Here is a 26,982-nt window from a genome sequence, read left to right as displayed (position 1 = left end):
GAGGTCCTGCCGCGGACATCCGGTCCAGAGGTCTGTGTCAGAGATCCGTGGTGCCGAGCGCCTTGGCGATCAGAGCCTCGGCGTCCATCGAGTCGATCTGGTCCTCGGTGTGCCCGTCGCCGTCCCCGCTGCCTCTGGCGAGGCGCAGCAGCCGGTCGAGCAGTCCGTTCTCGCGCAGCGTGTCCAGAGGGATCGTGGCCAGCGCCTCGCGCAGCGCCGTGTCCTCTGTGTTCTCTGTGCCTGTGTTCTCTGTGTTCTCCACGCCCCGCGCCGCGGGGGCGAGTTCGCCCAGCAGGAACTCGGCCAGCGCCTGAGGGGTCGGGTGGTCGAACACCAAGGCGGCGGGCAGACGCAGGCCGGTGATCTCGGCCAGCCTGTTACGCAGCTCGACCGCGGTGAGCGAGTCGAAGCCGAGCTCCTTGAAGTCCCGGGCCGCCTTGATCGAGTCGCCGGGCCGGTGGCCGAGCACGGCCGCGGTCTCGGCGAGCACCGCCGAGACGACCATCTGCCCGCGCTGCCCGGCGGGCGCACGGCGGAGCCGTTCCGCCAGGGTCCGCCGGTGCGCGCCGCCGCTCGCCGCGTGCCGGCTCGTGGACGTCACCAGGCCGCGCAGCGGCGCGGGCAGCGTCCCCGCCCGCGCCTGCTCGCGCAACGCGCCGAGGTCCAGCCGCACGGCCAGCGGCGTCGGCTCGTCCAGCGCCAAGGCGGCGTCGAACAGGGCGAGACCCTCCGCCGAGGACAGCGGCAGGACTCCCGATCCGGCCATGCGCCGCTGATCCTGCTCGCTCATCCGGCCGGTCAGCTCGCTGGCCTCCCGCCACAGTCCCCATGCCACCGAGACGGCCGGAAGACCCAGGCCGCGCCGGTGGACGGCCAGCGCGTCCAGGAAGGCGTTGGCGGCGGCGTAGTTGCCCTGGCCGGGCGTGCCGAAGACCCCGGCCGCGGAGGAGAACAGCACGAAGGCGGTGAGGTTCATGTCCCGCGTCAGCTCGTGCAGGTGGACGGCGGCATCGACCTTCGACCTGAACACCGTGTCGATCCGGTCCGGCGTCAGGGCCGAGATCAGCCCGTCGTCGAGCACACCGGCGCTGTGCACCACCGCGGTGACCGGATGGCCGGCGAGCAGGCGGATCACCGCCTCGCGGTCCGACAGGTCGGCGGCGACGACGGCGGCCTCGGCGCCGAGCTCCGCCAGCTCGGCCACGAGCCGGTCCGCGCCCTCGGCGGCCGGACCGCGACGGCTCGCCAGGACGAACCTGCGCACCCCGTGCTCGGCGGCCAGATGCCGCGCCACCAGGCCGCCCAGCGTGCCGGTGCCCCCGGTGACGAGCACGGTCCCGTCGGGGTCCCACTCCGCCCGCGCCGGCGCGGGGCCGACGCGGGCCAGCCGCTGAGCGAAGACGACGCCGTCACGCAGGACGAGCTGGGGCTCTTCGAGGGCGGGCACGGTCCTCAGCAGGTCCAGTGAGCGCTCGGCGGCGTCGATGTCGGCAAGCTGGAACCGTCCGGGATGTTCGGCCTGGGCGGACCGCACGAGGCCCCAGACGCCGGCGCCGGCGAGATCCTCGGGATGCTCGCCCGACGCTCCCCTGCTGACGAACACCAGCCGTGACGCCGCGAAGCGATCGTCCGCCAGCCATGTCCGGATCACCTGGAGCATGTCACGGGCGGCGCCCGCCGCGGCGCCGGCGAGGTCCGGGCCCGGCGGCGTCCCGATCGGCGCGAACACCGTCCGCGGCACGGAGGCGCCGGCGTCGGCCGCCGCGATCAGGTCCGCCAGGGTCGGGAAGGTCGGCACGTCCCGCCACAGCGTCCCGCCCACGACCGCGGGCCGTTCCGGCCCGGCGGGCTCGTGGGGGGCCGGCGTCTCGGTCCAGACGGGCCGATACAGGTGGTCGCCGGACGGGGCGGCGGTCGTGGCGGCGGCGCGCACGTGGAGCGAGCGGACCGTCGCGACCGGATCGCCGAGGGCGTCGGCGGCGAGGATCGCGAACGTGTCCGCGCCGATCGGCGTGACGCGCACCCGCAGCGCCGACGCGCCCGCGGCGTGCAGCGCGACGCCGTTCCACGAGAACGGCAGCTTGGGGTCGCCGAGCTCCCTGGTGAGCGCCGCCGCGTGGACGGCCGCGTCCAGGAGCGCGGGGTGCAGTCCGAAGCCGGCGGTCGCGAGCTCCGCCCGCGGTTCGATCTCCGCGAAGACCTCTTCGCCGCGACGCCAGGCGGCCCGCACCCCCTTGAAGGCGGCGCCGTAGACCAGGCCGGTGTCCGCGAGCCGTTCGTACAGATCGTCCACGTCGATCGGCTCGCCGTCCGCCGGCGGCCAGACGGCGAGGTCGCCGGGACGATCGGCGGTGCCGGGCCCGATGGCGCCCGTGGCGTGCAGGACCCAGTCGTCGCGTACGTCGCCGCGAGCGTGCACCGCGATCGGCCTGCGGCCGGATTCGTCGGGGGCCTGCACGGTGAGCTGGACCTGAACCGTCGCGGACTCGGGAACGACCAGCGGGCTGACGATGGTGAGTTCCTCGACGACGGGGCAGCCGGTCTCGTCCCCGGCCCGGACGGCCCACTCGACGAAGGCCGTGCCCGGTACCAGCACGGAGCCTCGTACGACGTGGTCCGTCAGCCACTGATGTGTGCGGGTGGAGAGCCTGGCGGTGAAGACGTACCCGTCGGAGGCGGCGAGGGACACCGCCGCGCCCAGCATCGGATGTTCGGCGGAGTCGAGCCCCGCCGCGGAGACGTTCGCGGGTTCGGTGGCGTCGAGCCAGTAGCGCTCGTGCTGGAAGGCGTACGTGGGCAACTCGACCGACCCGTGCCCGTCCCCGGAGACCGCGGCCCAGTCGACCGGGGCTCCGGCGACGAACGCCTCGGCCAGCGACCGGGCGAACCGCTCCGCCCCTCCCTCACCACGCCGCAGCGACCCCACCGCCACGCCCTCGACCACCGGCACCAGCACCGGATGCGCACTGCACTCGATCAGCACCTGACCGGCGAACACCTCAAGCGCCGCGTCGAAACGCACCGGCCGCCGCAGATTCTCATACCAATACGCCGCGTCCAACTCCCCGCCGTCGACGAACCGCCCCGCCACCGTGGAGAAGAACGCCACCTCGCCCGCACGGCCCTCGACGTCGCCCAATACGTTCAGCAGCTCGTCCCGCACCGACTCCACCAGCACCGAATGCGAGGCGTAGTCCACCGCGACCCGTCGCGTCCCCGCCCACAAAGCCTCGACCTCGACCAGCGCCGTCTCATCACCGGCCACCACCGTCGCCGACGGGCCGTTCACCACCGCCACCGACACCCGGCCACCCCACCGCCCAAGCACCGGCTCCACCACACCCACCGGCAGCGGAACCGACACCATGCCACCCCGCCCGGCCAGCGACCGGCCGATGACCCGGCTACGCAACACCACCACCCGCGCCGCGTCCTCCAGGCCCAGCACACCCGCCACACACGCCGCCGCGATCTCCCCCTGCGAATGCCCCACCACCGCAGAAGGCTCCACACCAAAGGAGCGCCACAACCCAGCCAGCGACACCATCACCGCGAACAACGCCGGCTGCACCACCTCAACCCGCCCCAGCGCCTCCTCATCACCCAGGACCTCGAACAGATCCCACTCCACGAACCGACCCAGCGCCCACGCGCACTCCTCCATCCGCGCACGGAACACCGGCGAGGACTCCAGCAACTCCACCGCCATCCCCGCCCACTGCGACCCCTGACCCGGGAACACGAACACCACCCCCGAACCAGCCGCAGCGCCCACCCCCCGCACCACACCAGCAGCCGAAACACCCTCCGCCAGACTCTCCAACCCGGCCAGCAACCCGGCACGATCGGAGGCCAGCACGACGGCGCGATCGGGCAGGCCGGAACGGCTCAGTCCCATCGACAGCCCCAGCGAGGACAGCGAAACCTCAGGACGAGCGGCCACGAACTCACCCAGCCGCGCCGCCTGAGCCCGCAACCCCGCCTCACCACGCGCCGACAACGGCACCGGCACCACCACCGGCTCGACCCCCGCCACCGGCTCCGGCACCACACCATCCACCACGCCGTCGGCCGGGACATGCTCCAGCACCACGTGCGCGTTGGTGCCGCTCACCCCGAACGCCGACACCCCGGCCCGCCGGGGCCGTCCGGTCTCCGGCCAGTCAATGGTCTCGGTCAGCAGCGAAACCGCGCCGGCCGACCAGTCCACGTGGGGCGTCGGCTCATCCACGTGCAGCGTCTTGGGGAGCACTCCGTGCCGCATGGCCTGGACCATCTTGATGACACCGCCGACCCCGGCGGCGGCCTGGGTGTGACCGATGTTGGACTTCAACGACCCCAGCCACAACACACGCTCCCGGCCCTGCCCATAAGCCGCCAGCAACGCCTGCGCCTCGATCGGATCACCCAGCCGCGTCCCGGTCCCATGCGCCTCCACCACATCAACATCAACCGGCGACAACCCCGCATCCACCAACGCCGCACCAATCACCCGCTGCTGCGAAGGACCATTAGGCGCCGTCAACCCATTGGAAGCACCGTCCTGATTCACCGCCGAACCCCGCACCACCGCCAACACCCGATGACCATTACGCCGCGCATCCGACAACCGCTCCAAGACCAACATCCCGACACCCTCGGACCAGCTCGTGCCGTCGGCCGAGGCGGAGAAGGACTTGGCGCGCCCGTCCGGGGCCACTCCTCGCTGACGGCTGAACTCGATGAAGATGCCAGGAGTGGACATGACGGTGACGCCGCCGGCGAGTGCCATCGTGCACTCGCCGCGGCGTAGCGCCTGGGCGGCCAGGTGGATCGCCACGAGCGAGGAGGAGCATGCGGTGTCCACGGTCATGGCCGGGCCTTCGAAGCCGAAGGTGTAGGAGACCCGCCCGGAGGCGACACTGGGCGCGCTGCCGTTCCCCAGGTACCCCTCCATGTCCTTGGGGACCTGGCGCAGCCGCGACCCGTAATCGGCGTACATCACCCCGACGAACACACCGGTCTGGCTGCCGCGCAGCGACACCGGATCGATCCCGGCCCGCTCCACCGCCTCCCAACTCGACTCCAGCAGCAACCGCTGCTGCGGATCCATCGCCGAGGCCTCCCGCGGCGAGATCCCGAAGAACTGCGCGTCGAACTCCCCCGCCTCATGCAAGAACCCGCCCGCACGCACATAACTACGCCCATGACGATCAGGATCGTCATCGAACAGATTCGCCAGATCCCAGCCACGATCCACCGGGAACCCGCTGATCCCCTCCCGGCCCCGCGCCACCAGATCCCACAGATCCTCCGGCGAAGCCACCCCACCCGGATACCGGCAACTCATCCCCACGATCGCGATCGGCTCATCCACCACCCGCGCCACCACACCCGGCACCGCCACCGCCGAACCCGCCTTGGCATCGGCCTGGCCACCGAACAACCGCTCCAGCAGATACACCGCCAGCACCTGCGGCGTCGGGTGATCGAACACCAGCGTCGCCGGAAGCCGCACATCCAGCGCCGCATTCAACCGGTTGCGCAACTCCACCGCGGTCAGCGAATCGAATCCCAGATCCTGGAACGCCCGACCCGCATCCACCGACCCCGCACCCGAATACCCCAGAACACCAGCGACCTGATCGAGGACCAGCTTGGTCACGGTGGTCCGGCGCTCTTCGGCCGGCATCCTCGCGAGCCGTTCGGTGAGACTGTCCGTGCGCCGGGTCTCCTCGGCCGCGGCACGTCTGGTGGGAACGCGGACGAGGGAGCTCATCAGCGGGGGCAGGGTCCCCTCGATGGCACGGGCACGCAATGCCGCGTTGTCGAGTCGTACCGCTACGAGGTCGGGGACTTCCGCTGCGACCGCGGCGTCGAGCATGGCCAGGGCGTCTGCGGTCGGTAAGGGCGCCAGCCCCGACCGCGCCATCCGCGCCCGATCAGCCGCCCCCAACTCCCGCGTCATCCCACTGGACTCGGCCCACAACCCCCACGCCACCGACGTCCCCGGCAACCCAGCCAACCGGCGCCTGCGCACCAACGCATCCAACGCCGCGTTCGCCGCCGCGTAATTACCCTGCCCCGCCGTCCCCACCACACCAGCCGCCGAGGAGAACACCACAAACCCCGACAACACCCGGCCACGCGTCAACTCATCAAGAAACTCCGCCGCCACCACCTTCGGCCCGAACACCCGCTCCAACCGCTCAACCGACAACGACTCCACCACACCGTCATCCAGCACCCCCGCCGCATGAACCACCCCCGACACCGGGAACCGCTCCAGCACCCCCGCCACCGCCGCCCGATCCGACAGATCGGCCGCCACCACCACCGCCTCACACCCCAACCCCGCCAACTCCGCCACCAACTCCCCAGCCCCCGCAGCCCCCGCACCACGACGACCCACCAACACCAACCGGCCCACCCCATGCACCCCGGCCAGATGCCGCGCCACCAAACCACCCAACGTCCCCAGACCACCCGTGATCAGCACACAATCCCCCGCCGACCACACCGCACCGCCGGAAACAGGACCGGAATCCGCGACCCGCCTCAAACGCGGAACCAGCACCTGCCCGCCACGCACCACCGCTTCCGGCTCGTCCAGCCCCGCGGCCTGTGCGACCAACCCGGCCAGCCCGCCGTCGTGGTCGTCGGCCTGGTCGCCGTCGAGGTCGAGCAGCAGGAACCGGCCCGGGTGCTCGGACTGAGCCGACCGCATCAGCCCCGCGATGGCGGCCTGGGCCGGATCCGTCCGGGCCTCTCGCGTCACCACCATCAGGCGCGAGCCGGCGAACCGCTCCTCGGCCAGCCACGCCTGCACCACGCCCAGCACCTCGGCGACCGGGCCGACGGTGTCGTGACCGTCGACGGTGGCGGTCAGGACCACGAGGCCGGGTGCGGGGTCGGGCAGCGCCGGAAGGTCGTCGGCGGCCTGGATGCGGATCATGGGGACGGGGGTGGTGGAGGACTGGGAGACCGCCACGTGCTCAATGGCCAGCAAGGGGGTGCCCGGAGTGTCGAGGTGCTCCGGCAAAGGTCGCATCACCACCGAGCCCACCGACAGCACCGGCCGACCCTGCTCATCGGCCAGCACCACCGAGAAACCATCAGCCAGCGGACGCAACCACGCCCGCACCCGCCTCACCCCAGAAGAGGCCACCGAAACCCGCTGCCACACGAACGGCAACCGCGCCGGACCCTCCAACCCCAACGCCATCGGCTGAAACGCGGTGTCCAGCAACGCCGGATGCACCACAAAACCCTCCGCCGACACCCCCTCCGGCAGCTCCACCTCACCGAACCACTCATCACCACGCCGCCACGCAGCCCGCAACCCACCCCACGCCGGCCCATAGCCATAACCCCGCGCTGTCAGGGAGGCACGCACCTCATCGGCATCCACCGCCACCGCCCCCACCGGCGGCCACACCATCGAACCGTCGGCTGCCGGCTCTCCGATGGACTCGACGGCCACGGTCTCCTCGCTCAGGACACCTGAGGCGTGCCGGGTCCATTGCTCTTCGCCCTCTCGGGCGTGCACGGTCAGTGAGCGGCGGCCCGAACCATCCGCCTCCCCCACCACAACCTGGAACTCCACCTCACCCGAACCCACCACCAACGGCGCGTGCAACGTGAGCTCCTCAACCAGCCCACACCCCACCTCATCACCCGCACGCACCGCCAACTCCACAAACGCCGTCCCCGGCAACAACACCGACCCCCCCACCACATGATCGGCAACCCACCCCTGCACCCCCAACGACAACCGCCCCGACACCACCACCCCACCCGAACCCGCCAACCCCACAACCGACCCCACCAAACCCACCCCACCACCAGCAGCGTCCTGCTCCACCAACCAGAACCGCTCCCGCTGAAAGGCATACGTCGGCAACTCCACCCGACCACCCCCCGAAACCACCCGACCCCAATCCACCGACACCCCACCCACATGCAACGCCGCCACCGCCCCCAGCACCGACGCCACCTCACCCCGACCCCGCCGCATCACCGACGCCACCACCGGCGCCTCAACAAACCCCGACAACACCGCATCCGGCCCAAACTCCACAAAACCCGAAACCCCACCCCCCACCAACCACCCCACCGCATCACCAAAACGAACCGGCTCCCGCACCTGACGCACCCAATAATCCGCCGAACACAACACCTCCCCCGAAACCACACCCCCCACCAACGTCGACACCACCGGAATCACCGGCACCCCAAAACCAACCGACTCCACCACCCCACGAAACTCCGCCAACATCCCATCCATCCGATGCGAATGAAACGCATGACTCGCCCGCACCCGACGCCCCCCACCAAAACGCGCCGCCAACCCCAAAACCGCATCCTCATCCCCCGACACCACCACCGACTCCGGCCCGTTCACCGCCGCCAAACACACCCCCCCACCCAAAAACGGCTCCACCACACCCACACCCACCGGCAACGACACCATCAACCCACCACCCGGCAACCCCTGCATCAACCGACCACGAGCCGCCACCAACAACACCGCATCCGACAACGACAACACCCCCGCCACATGCGCCGCCGCCAACTCACCAACCGAATGCCCCACCACAAAATCCGGCCGCAAACCCCACGACTCAAACAACCGGAACAACGCCACCTCAACCGCGAACAACGCCGGCTGAGTGAACACCGTCCGATCGAGCATCTCCGCATCACCAGAAATCACATCGCCGAGCGACGCCCCCAAAAGACCGTCGAATTCGGCGATGATTCCATTCAGGGCGTCCGCGAAAACCGGGAACTCGCGGGCCAGCTCCGCCCCCATCCCCACCCGCTGAGCCCCCTGACCGGTGAACAACCCGGCCCACCGCACATCCCCACCCGCGACACCCCGCACCACACCAGGGGCAGCGACCCCCTGCGCCAGGCTCTCCAACCCGGCCAGCAACCCGGCACGGCCAGAGGCCAGGACGACGGCGCGATCGGGCAGGCCGGAACGGCTCAGTCCCATCGACAGCCCCAGCGAGGACAGCGAAACCTCAGGACGAGCGGCCACGAACTCACCCAGCCGCGCCGCCTGAGCCCGCAACCCCGCCTCACCACGCGCGGACAACGGCACCGGCACCACCACCGGCTCGGGCACCAGACCATCCACCACGCCACCGGCCGCAACAGCGGCCGGCGCCTCGGCCGGCACCTCAGCCGGGACATGCTCCAGCACCACGTGCGCGTTGGTGCCGCTCACCCCGAACGCCGACACCCCGGCCCGCCGGGGCCGTCCGGTCTCCGGCCAGTCAACGGTCTCGGTCAGCAGCGAAACAGCGCCCGCCGACCAGTCCACGTGCGGGGTCGGCTCATCCACATGCAACGTCTTGGGGAGCACTCCGTGCCGCATGGCCTGGACCATCTTGATGACACCGCCGACCCCGGCGGCGGCCTGGGTGTGACCGATGTTGGACTTCAACGACCCCAGCCACAACACACGCTCCCGGCCCTGCCCATAAGCCGCCAGCAACGCCTGCGCCTCGATCGGATCACCCAACCGCGTCCCGGTCCCATGCGCCTCCACCACATCAACATCAACCGGCGACAACCCCGCATCCACCAACGCCGCACCAATCACCCGCTGCTGCGAAGGACCATTCGGCGCCGTCAACCCATTGGAAGCACCGTCCTGATTCACCGCCGAACCCCGCACCACCGCCAACACCCGATGACCATTACGCCGCGCATCCGACAACCGCTCCAGGACCACCATCCCGACGCCTTCACCCCAGCCGGTGCCGTCCGCGGCGGCGGCGAAGGACTTGCACCGGCCATCGGCCGCGAGGCCGCGCTGGCGGCTGAACTCGACGAAGACGCCAGGGGTGGACAGGACCGCCACACCGCCGGCGAGTGCCATCGAGCACTCACCCCGGCGCAGCGCCTGAACCGCGAGGTGCAGCGCCACCAGCGACGACGAGCAGGCCGTGTCCACCGTCAGCGCCGGCCCTTCCAGGCCCAGTTCGTAGGCGACCCGGCCGGAGATCACCGCGTCCAGGCTGCCGGTGAGAACATGCCCTTCCAGTCCCGGAGGCACCTGGTGCAGACGGGGGCCGTAGTCCTGACTGCTCGCCCCGATGAACACACCGGTGCTCGTGCCGCGCAGGGTGGTGGGATCGACGCCGGCCCGCTCGAAGCCCTCCCAGGCGGCCTCCAGCACCAGGCGCTGCTGCGGGTCCATCGCCAGCGCCTCCCGCGGCGAGATGCGGAAGAACGCGGCGTCGAAGTCGGCGGCGCCGTCGAGGAAGGCGCCCTGCCGCGTGTACGTCGTGCCCGGGTGCTCGGGATCGGGGTGGTAGAGCGATTCGATGTCCCAGCCGCGATCCTCGGGGAAGTCCGCGACGGCGTCGAGTTCCGCCTCTACCAGTCGCCACAGGTCTTCTGGCGACTGGACCCCGCCCGGATACCGGCAGCTCATGCCGACGATGGCGATCGGGTCGTCCGCCGCCTGCAGGACACGGGCGGGCGCGGCCGCCGGGGTCTCCGTGGCACCGCCGAAGACCCGCTCCAGCAGATGGGCGGCGAGCGCGTCGGGGGTCGGGTAGTCGAAGACGAGGCTGCTCGGCAGCTTGACCCCGGTGGCCTCCGACAGCCTGTTGCGGATGTCCACCGCGGTGAGAGAGTCGAAGCCCAGGTCCTTGAAGGTGCGTCCGTCGAGGGCGCCGGCGTCGGCGTGCCCGAGCACGGCGGCCACGGCGGCGTGGACCATCTCGCGGACCGTGCGGCGGCGGTCCGCCTCGGCGACCACGCCGAGCGCCGCCGGTTCGCCGGGCGCCGCGGCGAGCGCGGCCCGCGCCTCGGGCAGTTCGGACAGCAGCGCGCTCGGCCGGGCGATGGTGAAGGTCGGCGCGAACCTGTCCCAGTCCACATCGGCGACGGTGAGGAAGGTCTCGTCGTCGGCGAGCGCCTGGCCGAGGACCGTGAGGGCGTCCTCGGGGCGCATGAGCCGGAGCCCGAGCCGCTGGAAACGGGAACCGGCGTCGCCCGCGGCCATTCCCTCGCCCGCCCAGGAACCCCACGCCAGCGACACGGCGTGCAGTCCTCGGGAGCGGCGCCGCGCGGCGAGCGCGTCGAGCGCGGCGTTGGCCGCCGCGTAGGCCCCTTGACCGCTGCCGCCCCACACGCCGGCGCCCGACGAGATGAGCACGAACGCGTCGAGCTCTGACCCGAGAAGTTCGTCCAGGTGCCGCGCGCCGGCGACCTTGGCGGCGCGCGCGTCGGCGACCTCGGAGGCCGTGATGTCCCGCAGTTCGCCCCAGTGCGGCACCCCTGCCGCGTGGACGACGACGCGGATGGGGCTCTCCGCCTGCACCGAGGCGACCAGCGCGGCCAGCGCGTCACGGTCCGCGACGTCGCAGGCGGCCACCGTGACCCGGGCGCCGAGCGCGGTCAGCTCCGCCTCCAGTTCGGCGGCGCCGGGCGTGGCGGGACCGCGCCGTCCGGTCAGCACCAGGTGTTCGGCGCCCTCCGCGGCGAACCGGCGGGCGATGTGCGCCCCGATGGCGCCGGTGCCGCCGGTGATCAGGACGGTGCCGCGGGGCCGCCACGAGGCGCCGGCGCGGGCCGGTCGCGGGGCGCGCGTCAACCGCCTGCCGAGAATGCCGGACTTCCGCAGCGCGACCTGGTCCTCGCCCATCCCGGCCAGTACCGTGGCGAGCCGCCGGTAGGTGCTCTCGTCCGGGTCGGCGGGCAGGTCGATCAGTCCGCCCCATCGGGCGGGCGTCTCCAGTGCGGCGACCCGGCCGAGGCCCCAGACGGCGGCCTGCGCCGTGGACGGGGCCTCGGTGGCGACCGCGCCGCGCGTCACCGTCCACAGGGGCGCCTCCGGCAGGTCCGCCTGGATCATGGCGAGGGTCGCGGCGGCCGGATCCGCTGCCGTGAGGGCGACGAGGGAGAGCACGCCGGCGATCTCGCTGACCTGGGCGAGGGCGCCGGGAAGGGATTCGACCGAGGTGGTCACCGGTACGGCGCCGTGCGCGGCGAGGGCCTCGGCGATCGGTTCCGCGGGTTCGCCGCCGGTGACCACGAGCCAGGTGCCGGACAGTCCGGGTGCGGAGTTCTCCGCGACGCGGCGCCATTCGACGCGGTAACGCCATCCGTCCACGGCCTGGCCGGGGATCTGGGGAGCCGGGGGCCGCAGCCAGAAGTGCGTGCGCTGGAAAGCGTAGGTCGGCAGGTCCACCGGACGGGCACCGGTCCCGAAGGCGGGTCGCCATTCGACCGGCACCCCTTGGGTGTACGCCTCGGCGAGGGAGGTGAGGAACCGCCGCGGTCCGCCCTCGCCGCGTCGCAGTGATCCGACGGCGACCGCGTCGTGCCCGGACCGCTCGGTGATGCCGGAGACGCCGAAGGTGAGCACGGGGTGCGTGCTCGCCTCGACGAACGCGCTGATGCCGTCGTCGAGCAGGCCGTCGACGGCCAGGTCGAAGCGGACGGGCTCCCGCAGGTTCCGATACCAGTAGGCGGCGTCGAGCCCGGCGGTGTCCATGCGTGATCCGGTGACCGCCGAGTAGAAGGGCACCGTCGACGGGCGTGGGCTGATCGGGGCGAGGAGTTCCAGGAGCTCGTCGTGGACGGCTTCGACGTGCCGGGAGTGGGACGCGTAGTCGACCGGGATGGTGCGGGCCTCCGTCCCGGCGAGGAATTCCCGCAGCGCGTCGGAGTCGCCGGAGACCACGGTGGACGCCGGTCCGTTGACGGCGGCGACGCCGATCCGGCCGTCCCACGGCGTCAGCAGCTCTCGCACCTCGTCGAACGGCAGCGGTACCGACGCCATGCCGCCTCGCCCGGCCAGCGACCGGCCGATGACCTGGCTGCGCAACGCCACCACCCGGGCCGCGTCCTCCAGGCTGAGCGCACCCGCCACGCACGCCGCCGCGATCTCCCCCTGCGAATGCCCCACCACCGCCGAGGGCTCCACACCATAGGAGCGCCACAACTCAGCCAGCGACACCATCACCGCGAACAACGCCGGCTGCACGACCTCGACCCGGCCCAGCGCCTCCTCATCGCCCAGGACCTCGAACAGATCCCAGTCCACGAACCGGTCCAGCGCCCGCGCGCACTCCTCCATCCGCGCACGGAACATCGGCGAGGACTCCAGCAGCTCCACCGCCATCCCCGCCCACTGCGACCCCTGACCCGGGAACACGAACGCGACCCGGCGTGTGGTGCCGCCGTCGCCCTGGACCACGTCGGCGGCGAGCAGTTCGGCACGGTCGGCGCCGATCAGGACCGCCCGGTACGGCAGCCGGGCCCGCGTGGTGGCCAAGGCGTGGCCGATGTCGGCGACGGTGGGTTCCGGGTTCGCCTCCGCGTAGCCCTTGATCTGGTCCACCTGCGCGGCCAGGGCCGAGGCGGTCCGGGCGGACAGCACCCAGGGCACGACCGGTGGCGCGACGGAGGGCTCGGCGACGGCCTGAACGGGCTCGTCGGCCTGCTCCAGCACGACGTGCGCGTTGGTCCCGCTCACCCCGAACGACGACACACCCGCCCGCCGAGGACGCCCCGTCTCCGGCCACTCGACCGCCTCGGTCAACAGCGAAACGGCGCCCGCCGACCAGTCCACGTGCGGCGTCGGCTCATCCACATGCAACGTCTTGGGCAGCACTCCGTGCCGCATGGCCTGGACCATCTTGATCACACCGCCCACCCCGGCGGCGGCCTGGGTGTGACCGATGTTGGACTTCAACGACCCCAGCCACAACACACGCTCCCGGCCCTGCCCATAAGCCGCCAGCAACGCCTGCGCCTCGATCGGATCACCCAACCGCGTCCCGGTCCCATGCGCCTCCACCACATCAACATCAACCGGCGACAACCCCGCATCCACCAACGCCGCACCGATAACCCGCTGCTGCGAAGGACCGTTCGGTGACGCGAGACCGTTGGAGGCGCCGTCCTGGTTCACCGCGGTTCCGCGGACCAGCGCCAGGACGCGATGTCCGTTGCGCCGTGCGTCCGACAGCCGTTCGAGCAGCAGCACACCGGCGCCCTCCGACCAGCCGGTGCCGTCCGCGGATCCCGCGAACGACTTGCACCGCCCGTCGGCGGCCAGGCCGCGCTGACGGCTGAACTCCACGAACAGCGACGGCGTCGACATGACGGTGACACCGCCGGCGAGCGCCATCGTGCACTCGCCACGGCGCAGCGCCTGAGCGGCCAGGTGCATCGCCACCAGCGAGGAGGAGCAGGCCGTGTCCACGGTGAGTGCCGGGCCCTCGAGTCCGAGGGCGTAGGCGACGCGTCCGGACGCCACGCTGGCGGCGGTGCCGCTGGCGAGGTAGCCCTCGAACTCGCCTGCGTCCCGCCCGGTGAACTGGTGCGCGCCGTACCCGCCGTTCATCACCCCGGCGAACACGCCGATCTGCTCGCCGCGCACCGAGTCCGGGGCGATTCCCGCCCGTTCGAACGCCTCCCAGGAGGTCTCCAGCAGCAGTCGCTGCTGCGGGTCCATCGCGGTGGCCTCGCGCGGGGAGATGGCGAAGAACGCCGCGTCGAACTCGCCCGCGTCGTGCAGGAAGCCGCCCTCACGGGCGTAACTGCGCCCGGCACGGTCCGGATCGGCGTCGAACAGGTCGGCCAGGTCCCAGCCGCGGTCGGTGGGGAAGCCGGTGATGGCGTCGCCACCGGCCTCGACCAGTCGCCACAGGTCCTCCGGCGACCGCACGTCGCCGGGATATCGGCAGCTCATGCCGATGATCGCGATGGGCTCGTCCAGGTCGGCGGCCACGGCGACAGGCGCCGCCGTCGCCTCCCGGGTTCCGTACAGTTCGTCCACCAGAAACCCGGCCACCGCGTGGGGAGTCGGGTGGTCGAAGACCAGTGTCGCGGGCAGCCGCACGTCGAACAGCGCGTTCAGCCTGTTGCGCAGTTCGACCGCGGTGAGCGAGTCGAAGCCCATCTCCTTGAACGCCCGGTCGGCGTCGACGGAGCCGGCCGAGCCGTGGCCGAGCACTCCGGCGACGTGCTCACGCACCAGCCGCAGCACGGCGTCCAGCCGCTCCCCGGGAGGCAGCGCGGCGACGCCGTTCCCGCCGGCGCCCTGTGCCCGGGTGACGGAGGCGCGCTGGACCGGGGCGCGGACGAGGCCGCGCAGCGGCGCGGGGAGCATGCCTGACGCGGCCTGCGACCGCAGCCCGGCCTGGTCCAGACGCACGGCCGCCGGCGCGGCCACGTCGCCGCTCACGCCGGCGTCGAACAACGCCAGCGCGTCGGCGGTGGACATCTCCGCCATTCCGTATCGGGCCAGCCGGGCACGGTCGGCGCCCGTGAGGCCGCCGGTCATCGTGCTCGTCTCGGACCACAGGCCCCAGGCGATCGACGTCGCCGGCAGTCCCTCGGCGCGGCGGATCTCGGCGAGCGCGTCGACCGCGGCGTTGGCCGCGGCGTAGTTGCCCTGGCCCGCCGTTCCGAGAACGCCGGCGATCGAGGAGAACATGACGAAGGCCGTCAGGTTCCTGTCCCGTGTCAGCTCGTGCAGATGCATGGCCGTGCCGGCCTTCGGCGCGTACACGGCCGTCATGCGCTCGGGGGTCAGCGACTCGATCAGGCCGTCGTCGAGCACGGCCGCGGCGTGGACGACGGCGGTGACCGGGTGCTCCTCCAGCAGCGCGGCCAGGGCGTCGCGGTCGGTCACGTCGCACGCGACGACGTCCACCTCGGCGTCCAGCTCCGTCAGCTGCGCCGCGCCGGGGGCGGCCGGGCCGCTGCGGCTCGCCAGCACCAGGCGGCGTACGCCGTGCGCGTGGACCAGGTGCCGCGCCACCGCCGCGCCGACCGTCCCGGTTCCCCCGGTGATCAGAACACGGTCGTCCTCCGTCCACGGCGCGTCGCCGAGGGCGGCGCGCACGGTGCGCAGGCGCGGCGCGGCGAACCGTCCGTCGTCGACGATGAGTTCGGGTTCGCCCGTGGCGAGGATCTCCGCGACGAGCCCGGCGATCGTGCTCGGGTCGCCGGTGTCGACCAGGACGAACCGGTCAGGGTGCTCCGAGATCGCCGAGCGCATCAGGCCGCGGACGGCCGCCTGGGCCATGTCCCTGCTCGCGTCCCGGGTCACGACCAGCAGGCGTGACCGGGAGAAGCGCTCGTCCGCCGGCCATGCCTGCACCACCGGCAGGACCCGCTCGACCGGCGCCTCCAGGAGCAGCACGGCGTCCGGCACGTGGACGAGGTCCGCGAGGTCGTGGGCGGAGCCGACGACGGCGAACGACCCGGGCGGCATGTCGGCGGGCAGGGGGACGGGGACCGGCTCGAGGGCCAGCAGCACACCGGCGGTCCCGGAGACGAGGTGGTCGGGTATCGGGCGCAGTACCAGGGATTCGACGGTCAGCACGGGAAGGCCGGCGTCATCCGCCATGCGCACCGACACCCCTGTGGCGGTCCGCGTCAGGCGGATCCGCAGTGCCGACGCGCCGGCGCTGTGGAGCGAGATCTTCCGCCAGGAGAAGGGCAGGCCGGAGGAGTCGAGGACGACGGGGTGCAGGGCCGCGTCGAGCAGGGCGGGGTGCAGGGCGAAGCCGTCGGCGCTCGGAGTCTCGGGCAGCGCCGCTTCCGCGAAGATCTCGTCACCGCGGCGCCAGGCGCGCCGCAGCCCCTGGAAGACCGGCCCGTAGTTGTATCCCCGGTCACGCAGCGCGTCGTAGACGTCGCTGACGTCGATCTCGTCGGCGGCCGGCGGCCACTGCGTCAGCGCTTCGCCGGGTGTCGTTCCGGTCGCGAGCACTCCGGTGGCGTGCAGCGTCCAGTCGGCGTCGCCTGCGCCCTCCTCCAGCGAGTGCATCGTGAGGCGACGCCGTCCGGTGTCGTCGGGCCCGGTGACCGCCACCTGCAGCCGGACGCTGCCGCCGTCGGCGGGGAGGACCAGCGGCGCTTCGAGGACGAGCTCCTCGACGAGATCGCAGCCGAACTGGTCGCCCGCGCGTATCGCGAGTTCCGCGAAGGCGGCCCCGGGCAGCAGGACGACGTCGTTCACCGCGTGGTCGGCCAGCCACGGCCGGTCGGTGAGGGAGATCTTGGAGGTGAAGAGGTGTCCGCCGGTGCCCGGCAGCGCGACCGCCGCGCCGAGCAGCGGATGTTCCGCCGCGAACAGGCCGAGGTCGGCGGCGCCGGCCGCGACCGGCGGGCGGCTGTCGAGCCAGTAACGCCGGCGCTGGAAGGCGTAGGTGGGCAGTTCCACCGATCCGCCCGCGCCATTGAGGACGGCCGGCCAGTCGACCGGGGCTCCGGCGACGAACGCCTCGGCCAGCGACCGGGCGAACCGCTCCGCCCCTCCCTCACCACGCCGCAGCGACCCCACCGCCACGCCCTCGACCACCGGCACCAGCACCGGATGCGCACTGCACTCGATCAGCACCTGACCGGCGAACACCTCAAGCGCCGCGTCGAAACGCACCGGCCGCCGCAGGTTCTCATACCAATACGCCGCGTCGAGCCGCCGCCCGTCCACGAAGTCCCCCACGACCGTGGAGAAGAACCGCACCACTCCCGGACGGCCCTCGACCGTGCCCAGCACATCCAGGAGTTCGTCCCGCACCGGCTCCACCAAGGCGGAATGCGAGGCGTAGTCGACCGCGACCCGTCGCGTCCCCGCCCACAAAGCCTCGACCTCGACCAGCGCCGTCTCATCACCGGCCACCACCGTCGCCGACGGGCCGTTCACCACCGCCACCGACACCCGGCCACCCCACCGCCCAAGCACCGGCTCCACCACACCCACCGGCAGCGGAACCGACACCATGCCACCCCGCCCGGCCAGCGACCGGCCGATGACCCGGCTACGCAACACCACCACCCGCGCCGCGTCCTCCAGGCCCAGCACACCCGCCACACACGCCGCCGCGATCTCCCCCTGCGAATGCCCCACCACCGCAGAAGGCTCCACACCAAAGGAGCGCCACAACCCAGCCAGCGACACCATCACCGCGAACAACGCCGGCTGCACCACCTCGACCCGCCCCAGCGCCTCCTCATCGTCCAGGACCTCGAACAGATCCCACTCCACGAACCGACCCAGCGCCCGCGCGCACTCCTCCATCCGCGCACGGAACACCGGCGAGGACTCCAGCAACTCCACCGCCATCCCCGCCCACTGCGACCCCTGACCCGGGAACACGAACACCACCCCCGAACCAGCCGCAGCGCCCACCCCCCGCACCACACCAGGAACGGCGACCCCCTGCGCCAGGCTGTCCAGCCCGGCCAGCAACCCGGCACGATCGGAGGCCAGGACGACGGCACGGTGCTCCAACACCGACCGGTGAACCGCGGCCGACCTGGCCACATCCACCAACGGCACCTCAGCACGCGCCCGCAGGAACGCCCCCATCCGCTCCGCCTGACCCGCCAGCGCGGGCGCACTCCGCGCCGACAACACCAACGGCACCGGCCCCGCCCCAGACTCCGCGGACTCCCCCGCCTCCGCGAGTTCGGGAGCCTGTTCCAGCACGACGTGCGCGTTGGTCCCGCTCACCCCGAACGACGACACACCCGCCCGCCGAGGACGCCCCGTCTCCGGCCACTCGACCGCCTCGGTCAGCAACGAAACGGCGCCCGCCGACCAGTCCACGTGCGGCGTCGGCTCATCCACATGCAGGGTCTTGGGGAGCACTCCGTGCCGCATGGCCTGGACCATCTTGATGACACCGCCGACCCCGGCGGCGGCCTGGGTGTGACCGATGTTGGACTTCAACGACCCCAGCCACAACACACGCTCCCGGCCCTGCCCATAAGCCGCCAGCAACGCCTGCGCCTCGATCGGATCACCCAACCGCGTCCCGGTCCCATGCGCCTCCACCACATCAACATCAACCGGCGACAACCCCGCATCCACCAACGCCGCACCGATAACCCGCTGCTGCGAAGGACCATTCGGCGCCGTCAACCCATTGGAAGCACCGTCCTGATTCACCGCCGAACCCCGCACCACCGCCAACACCCGATGACCATTGCGCCGCGCGTCCGACAACCGCTCGACCACGAGGACGCCGACGCCTTCGGACAGGCCGAACCCGTCGGCGGTGGCCGAGAACGCCTTGCTCCGGCCGTCGGGGGACAGACCGCCCTGGCGGGAGAACTCCACGAACATCCCGACGCCGGGCATCACGGTGACACCGGCCGCCAGCGCCAGGGCGCACTCGCCCCGCCGTACGGACTGGACCGCGAGGTGCAGCGCCACCAGCGACGACGAGCAGGCGGTGTCCACCGTCACCGCGGGCCCCTCAAGGCCGTACAGGTAGGCGACGCGGCCCGACATGACGCTGCCGGTGTTGCCGATGAAGACGTACCCCTCGACCTCGGAGCCTTCGTCCATCCGGGGCCCGTAGTCCATGGTGAACGCGCCGACGAACACGCCGGTGCGGCTGCCGCGCAGGGACGCGGGAGGGATGCCCGCGTGCTCGAACGCCTCCCAGGAGGTCTCCAGCAGCAGCCGCTGCTGCGGGTCCATCGCGGCGGCCTCACGGGGGTTGATGCCGAAGAAGTCCGCGTCGAACCGGTCCGCGTCGTGCAGGAAGGCCCCTTCCCGCTGGTAGAAGGTGCCCGGCGCGCGCGAACCGTCGTCGAGCGAGGCGGCGAGGTCCCAGCCGCGGTTGCCGGGGAACCGCGGGGACACCGCGTCGATCTCCTCGTGGACCAGCCGCCACAGGTCCTCGGGGCCGCCGACGCCGCCCGGGTAGCGGCACCCGATGCCCACGATCACGACCGGGTCGTCGTCCGCGGCCGGCGGCGGGGGGACGTCGTGGTCCGGCGCGCCGCCGACCAGGGTCACGCGCACGAACTCCGCCATCTCGGCGGGGGTCGGGTGGTCGAAGACCATGGTGGCCGGCAGGGCGGTACCCGCGGCCTGGGAGACGCGCGCGCGGATCTCCAGCGCCGTGACCGAGTCGAAGCCCATGTCCCGGAACCGGGTGTGCGGGGAGACCGTGCCGGAGGAGCCGAGCAGGGCCGCGACCTCCTGGCACACCAGGTCGACGAGCAAGACGCGCTGGGCGGCCTCGGGCATGCCGACCAGCCGCCCGCGCAGGGACGACTCCGGGCGCGCCGGCGTGTCCTCGGCGACCTCGGGAAGGGGCACGATCCGGGGATCGTGACCGGCGTAGACGGCGTCCCAGTCGGGCGTGACGCCGTCGACGTACAGGTCGCCCAGCGTGCGCATGACCTTGTCCAGGCCGGCCTGGTCGCGGCGGAGGGAGCCGCGCACGGCGGCGTCCGCGCCGGCGGCGTCGATCGTCCCCTGGACGGCGGCCGTGAGGACCGGATGCGGGCTGACCTCCAGCAGGACGCCCATGCCGTCGGCGAGGGCGGCCCTGGTGGCCTGTTCGAACTCCACGGTGTCACGCAGGTTGCGGCACCAGTGCGCGGCGTCCAGCGGCACGTCGCCGGGCAGGACGGTCCCATAGGCGGAGGAGTAGAACGGGACGCGGGCCGGCCGCGGCCGGATGGGGGCGAGCATGTCCCGCAGCGCGGGGATGAGCGCGTCGATGTGGGGGCCGTGCGCGGCCAGCGCCACGTTGATCTCGCGGGCGGCCACGCCGTCGGCGGCGAGGTCGGCGAGCAGCCGGCGGGCCGGTTCCGGGTCGCCGGAGACGATCACGGCGCCGGGGCCGTTCACCGCGGCGATGCCGAGCCGGCCGTCGTAGGCGGCCAGCCGCGGGCCCACCTCTTCCCGGGGCGCGGGCACGGCGATCATCGTTCCGGTCCCCGCCAGCGTGGCCTGCGCCTGGCTCCACAGCGTCACCACGCGGGCCGCGTCCTCCAGGGACAGGGCGTCGGCGACGACCGCGGCGGCGATCTCGCCCAGGCTGTGCCCGAGCACGGCCGACGGCTCGACCCCGTACGACCGCCACAGGGCCGCCAGGGACACCATGACCGCGAACAGCACCGGCTGCACCACGTCCGTGCGGTCCAGCGACGCCGCGCCGGGTTCGCCGCGCGCGGCGTCCAGGAGCGACCAGTCGATGTACGGGGCGCACGCCTCGGCGCACTCGGCCATGCGGGCGCGGAAGACCGGCGAGGCGTCCATCAGTTCGGCGGCCATGCCGTGCCACTGCGAGCCCTGGCCGGGGAAGACGAAGACCACGCCGTCCCCGACGGGGGCGCCTTCGGTCAGCCCGGGGGCGCCGTGCCCTTCGGCCAGCGCCCGGAGCCCGGCGGCGAAGCCGGCCGCGTCGTCGGCGGTGAGCGCCGCGCGCCGGAGGACGCGCCGGTCGTCAACGGCGGGCGGGGTGAGCCGGGCGAGCGAGAGCCCGATGTCGGCGGGCCGCCCCGGGTTCGCGTCGAGCGCCTCCAGCAGGAGGCGGGCCCGCCCGCGCAGCGAACCCTCACCGGCCGCGGTCAGTCCCCACATCAGTGAGCCGGAATCGCGCTTCACCGTCTCATCGCTCCTTACTCACCGTGGACATGTGGCCGGTGGTGGCCGAGGGGTCGCGCCTGCCGAGTGCCAGGCGCACGAGGTCCTCGACGGCCATCTCCTTGATCTGCGCCTCGCCGCCGGGCGGCTGCCCGCCCTCGTCGTCCGGAGGGCCGGCGGCGAGACCGAGCAGCGGGTCCAGCAGCCCGGACGCGCGCAGCCGGTCCACCGGGATCGTGGCGAGCGCGCGGCGGATCGCGGCGTCGCCGGCGTCCCGCCCCGTCGGGTCGCCGCCGGTGATCTCGGGGCGCAGTTTCTCCAGGACGTGTTCGGCCATCGCCTGGGGCGTCGGGTGGTCGAAGACGGCCGTGGAGGGCAGGCGCAGCCCGGTGGCCGCGTCCAGCCGGTTGCGCAGTTCGACGGCCGTCACCGAGTCCAGGCCCATGTCGAGGAACCCGCGGTCGGCCGCCACCGAGGCGGGGGTGGCGTGGCCCAGTACCGCGGCCACCTGTTCCCGGACCAGGTCCAGCGCCTCGCGGGCACGGGCCGGTTCCCCGAGTCCGGCAAGCCGGGCCCGGAGCGCGGCGGCCCGGCCGCCGGAGGCGCCCGCGCGCGGCTTGGGCGACCTGACCAGGCCGCGCAGCAGCGGTGGCACCTGGTCGAACGTGGTGAAGGTCCGCCGCATGACTCGCAGGTCCAGGTGCGCCGCGACGACCGCCGCCTCACCGGCGCCGCCGGCGAGGTCGAACAGGGCCAGCGCGTCGGCGGGGGAGAGCGCGGCCATCCCGGCGTGCGCCCGGCGCGCGGGGCCGGTGCCGGCCGCCCGGCTCGCCATCCCGCCGCCGGCCCAGGCGCCCCAGGCCACCGACAGGGCGGGCAGTCCGTCGGCGTGCCGGCGCGCCGCGAGGGCGTCCAGGTAGGCGTTGGCCGCCGCGTAGTTGGCCTGTCCCGGGCTGCCGAGGGTGCCGGCGAGCGAGGAGAACAGCACGAACGCCCGCAGGTCGCGGTCTTTGGTCAGTTCGTGGAGGTGCCAGGCGGCGTCGGCCTTCGGCCGCAGCACCTCGGCGAGCCGGGCCGGGGTCAGCGTCTCGATGACGCCGTCGTCGACGACGCCGGCGGCGTGCACGACGGCGGTGAGCGGATGTTCGCCGGGGATGCCGGCCAGCACGCGGTCCAGTTGGCCGCGGTCGGCGGCGTCGCACGCGACGACCGAGACCCGCGCCCCCTTCGCGGTCAGCTCCTCCTCGAACCCTTCCGCCGCCGAGCCGCCGCGGCTGAGCAGCAGCAACCGGCGCACGCCGTGCGCGTCCACCAGGTGCCGCGCCACCGCCATGCCGAGCGCACCGGTGCCGCCGGTGATCAGGACGGTGCCGTCCGCGGGGAACCGCGTGACGCTCGGCGATGCGGCCCTGGCCAGCCTGGGCACCAGCGGCTCTCCGTGGCGGATCGCCACCTGGGGCTCGCCCAGCGCGGCGACCGCCGGCAGGGCCCGCAGGGACGCGTCGGCGTCGTCGAGGTCCACCAGGACGAAGCGGTCCGGGTGTTCGATCTGCGCCGAGCGCACCAGGCCCCAGATGGCGGCGCCGGCCGCGTTCGGGGCGGGGCCGCGGGCCGGCATCGCGCCTCTGGTCGCGATGACGAGCCGGGTGAAGGCCAGCCGCTCGTCCGCGAGCCACGCGCGGATGAAGGACAGGGTCCTGGTGGCCGCGTCCAGGACGGCGGCCGGGCCGTCACCGCCGGCCGGTTCGGAGACGAGCACGAGCGCGGGGGCGGGCGTGCCCGCGGACATGGCCGTCTGCAGGGCTTCCAGGTCGGCGTGCCAGTGGCCGTCGTGCCATGCGGCGCGCAGGGCGCCGGCCAGGCGCACGTCGTCCGGGCCCACGCTCGCCCAGCCGCCGTGCGGCCGGTCCGCCATGTCCTGGGCGGGCCGATCGGCCGGGATCCATGCGACGGAGTACAGCGCGCCCTTGCCGGGATCGGCGGACGCGAGCCGGTCGAGTGAGATCTCGCGCAGCCTGAGCGCCCCGACGGTGAGGACCGGGACGCCGCCGGTGTCGGTGGCCGTCAGCGACACCTCGTCCCTGCCACCGGCCGGCGTGATACGGACCCGGAGGGCACGGGCGCCGGTCGCGTGCACGGACACCCCGTGCCAGGAGGACGGAAGGCGTGCCGGCTGTTCCTCGGCGGTCTCGCCGAACCGGGACACCGCGAGCGCCTGCACGGCCATGTCCCACAGCGCCGGGTGGACCGTGAAGGCGTCCGCCTCGCCCTCCGAATCCGGGAGCGCGACCTCGGCGAACACCTCCTCGCCCCGGCGCCACACCGCCCGCAGTCCCCGGAACCGGGGGCCGTAGTGGAACCCGTAGGAGGCAAGGCGCTCGTAGGCGTCGGCGTGGTCGACGGGGGTCGCGCCCGGCGGCGGCCACGCGCCGGTCATGGGGAGGCCGGCGGCGTGCGGGTCGCCGGCGAGGACGCCCGAGGCGTGGCATACCCAGGGCTCGTCCGCGTCGCCGTTCTCGTCGCGGGAGTACACGCCGATCGCGCGGGCGCCCTTGTCGTCGGGAGGGTCGACGGCGACGCGCAGGTGAACTCCGGTGTCGCGGTGGAGGGGCAGCGGCGCGTGCAGGGCGAGTTCGCCTATCCCGGCCGCTCCCAGGTGGTCGCCGGTCCACGTGGCGAGTTCGGCGAACACGGTGCCCGGCACCAGCGCGGTGGAGCCCACGGCGTGGTCGGCGAGCCAGGGGTGGGTGTCCAGGGAGATCCGCCCGACGAGGAGGGACCCGCCGGTGACCGGGACGCCGGAGGCTCCGTGGAGCAGCGGGTGGCTCAGCTCGGTGAGCCCGAGCGCGTGCGCGTCGCGCCGGGCGGAGGCCGCGTTCCTCCAGTACCGCCGCCGCTGGAAAGGGTAGGTCGGCAGGTTCAGGTGGCGCGCCGGGCGCCCGGCGTACACCGCCGGCCAGTCGACGGCGACGCCGTGGGTGTGCAGGGCGGCCATGGCGGCCGTGATCGATTCGACCTCCGGCCGGGTCCTGAGCAGCGTCGCCGTGACGAGGTCCGCCCGCCCGGTGAGCGAGTCCTGGGCGGCGACGGTCAGCGCGCCGTCCGGCCCGAGCTCGGCGAACCGGGTGGCGCCCTGGTCGCGCAGCCACCGCACGCCGTCCGCGAACCGCACGGTCTCCCGCACGTGGGACAGCCAGTACTCGGCGGAGCACGCCTGCTCGTCGGTCAGCCTGGTGCCCGTCACGTTCGACGCCACCGGGATCCGGGGCGGTTTGAGCGTCACCGTGGCGAGGACCTCGCCGAACGCCGCCAGCATGGGCTCCATCAGCGCGGAGTGGAAGGCGTGCGAGACGCGCAGGGGCTTGGTGCGGATCCCTTGGGCCCGGCACTCGGCGGCGATCTCGGTGACCGCCGCGTGGTGCCCGGAGATCACGACGCTGGACGGCCCGTTCACGGCCGCCACGCCGGCGTCGCCGCCGTAGGGGGCCAGCCGCTCGCGCATCCACTCCTCGCCGGCCGCGACCGCGACCATCGACCCACCGCCGGGCAGTTCCCGCATCAGCCGCCCGCGGTGCGCCACCACGCGGGCGGCGTCGGCCAGGGTGAGCACCTCGGCCACGTGGGCCGCGGCCAGTTCACCCACCGAGTGGCCGATCAGAAGGTCCGGCCGCACGCCCCAGCTCTCGATCAGGCGGTACAGCGCGACCTCCAGGGCGAACGTCGCGGCCTGGGTGTGGTCGGTGCGGTCGAGCAGCCGCGCCTCCGCGGTGTCGGGCCGGGCGAAGACGACCTGTCGCACCGGGCGCTCCATGTGCGCGTCGAGCGCGGCGCACGCCGCGTCGAACGCCTCGGCGAACGCGGGGAACGTCAGGTAGAGGTCGCGGCCCATCTGCGCCCGCTGCGATCCCTGGCCGGAGAACATCACGGCCAGGCCGCCGGAGGACGCCCGGGCCCGGACGACCTCGGCGGCCTGCTCGCCCGCGGCCAGGGCGTCCAGACCTCGCAGCAGGCCGGCGCGGCCGGACGTGAGCACCGCCGCCCGGCAGGCCATCGCCGGGCGCCTGCTCAGCGCGACGGCGACATCGGCGGGATCGGCGCCGGGGTCGGCGTCGAGGTAGGACCGCAGCCGGCCGGCCTGGGCCCGCAGGGCCTCCTCGGTCCGCGCGGACAGGATCCACGGCAGGGCTCCGGTGACGGCGGGGGCGGGCGCCTCCGCGGGTTCGGGGGCCTGCTCGATGATGACGTGCGCGTTGGTGCCGCTCAGCCCGAAGGACGACACCGCGGCGCGGCGCGGCCGGCCGGTCTCCGGCCACGGCTCCCTGCCGGTCGCCAGCCGGAGCGCGCCGTCCGACCAGTCCACGTGCGGTGAGGGCGCGTCGACGTGCAGCGTCGGCGGGACGACGCCGTGCCGCATCGCCTGCACCATCTTGATCACCCCGGCCACCCCGGCCGCGGCCTGGGTGTGCCCGATGTTGGACTTGACCGACCCGAGCAGCACCGGCCGGTCCGCGGGCCGGTCCCGCCCGTAGGTCGCCAGGATGGCCTGCGCCTCGATCGGATCGCCGAGGGTCGTGCCGGTGCCGTGCGCCTCCACCACGTCCACGTCGGACGCCGACAGCCGGGCCTCGCTCATCGCCTGGCGGATGACCCGCCGCTGGGAGGGGCCGTTCGGCGCGGTGAGCCCGTTCGACCTGCCGTCCTGGTTGACCGCGGAGCCCCGGATCACGGCCAGGACGGGATGCCCGAGCCGGCGCGCGTCCGACAGTCGCTCCACCACCAGCACGCCGACGCCCTCGGCGAAGCCCGTGCCGTCCGCGGCCGAGGCGAACGACTTGCACCGGCCGTCCGGGGACAGGCCGCGCTGCCTGCTGAAGTCCACGAACAGGTCCGGCGTGGTCATCACCGTCGCTCCGCCCGCGAGCGCCAGCGTGCAGTCACCGGCGCCGAGCGCCTGACACGCCAGGTGCAGGGCCACCAGCGACGACGAGCACGCCGTGTCGACGGTGATCGCCGGCCCCTCCAGGCCGAAGGCGTACGCGACCCGCCCCGAGGCGAGGCTGCTGATCTGCGCCGACGAACCGTCGGTCATCACCCCGGTGAAGACGCCGGTCCTGCTGCCGCGCAGCGTCTCCGCGTCGAGGCCGGCCCGTTCGAGCGCCTCGGCGGAACACTCCAGCAGCAGCCGGTGCTGCGGATCCATCCACAGTGCCTCGCGGGGACTGATCCCGAAATGGTCGGCGTCGAACATCGCGGCGTCGGTGAGGAAGCCGCCATGCCGCGTGTAGCTCTTGCCGGGGGCCTCCGGGTCCGGGTCGTACAGGGCGGCGACGTCCCAGCCCCGGTCGCGGGGGAACTCCGTCACCGCGTCGGTCCCCTGGGACACCAGCTCCCAGAGGTCGTCGGGCGAGCCGACGCCGCCCGGATACCGGCAGCCGATGCCGATGACGGCGACCGGCTCGCGTTCCCGCGACTCGCGCAGCCGCCGGCGCAGATCCTGAATCTCAGCCGTCGCCCGCCGCAGATACGTGAGGTATTTCTGCTCGTCGAACATTGTTCAATCCCCCTGACGGCCCGCCTGGGATCCGGCCCAATCGGCGGCCACCATCATCGGGAGACCGTCCCTG

Annotated in this window: 2 protein-coding genes; both read right to left on the bottom strand. The window is 73.2% G+C overall.

Going from position 1 to position 26,982, the window contains the following annotated elements; all coding sequences use genetic code 11:
* Positions 1-37 precede the first annotated feature (37 nt).
* Positions 38-21,379, bottom strand: coding sequence for an SDR family NAD(P)-dependent oxidoreductase (locus tag BJ981_RS38195; RefSeq protein ID WP_311745499.1), 21,342 nt, complete (start codon positions 21,377-21,379; stop codon positions 38-40).
* Between the two features lie 4 nt (positions 21,380-21,383).
* Entirely contained in the window at positions 21,384-26,909 is a 5,526-nt protein-coding gene (locus tag BJ981_RS16035; protein WP_184612157.1) for a type I polyketide synthase, read from the bottom strand.
* Positions 26,910-26,982: the final 73 nt, after the last annotated feature.

This window comes from Sphaerisporangium krabiense, assembly GCF_014200435.1.
GTDB classification, from domain to species: Bacteria; Actinomycetota; Actinomycetes; order Streptosporangiales; family Streptosporangiaceae; genus Sphaerisporangium; species Sphaerisporangium krabiense.
This window is presented reverse-complemented; position numbering and strand designations above follow the sequence as displayed.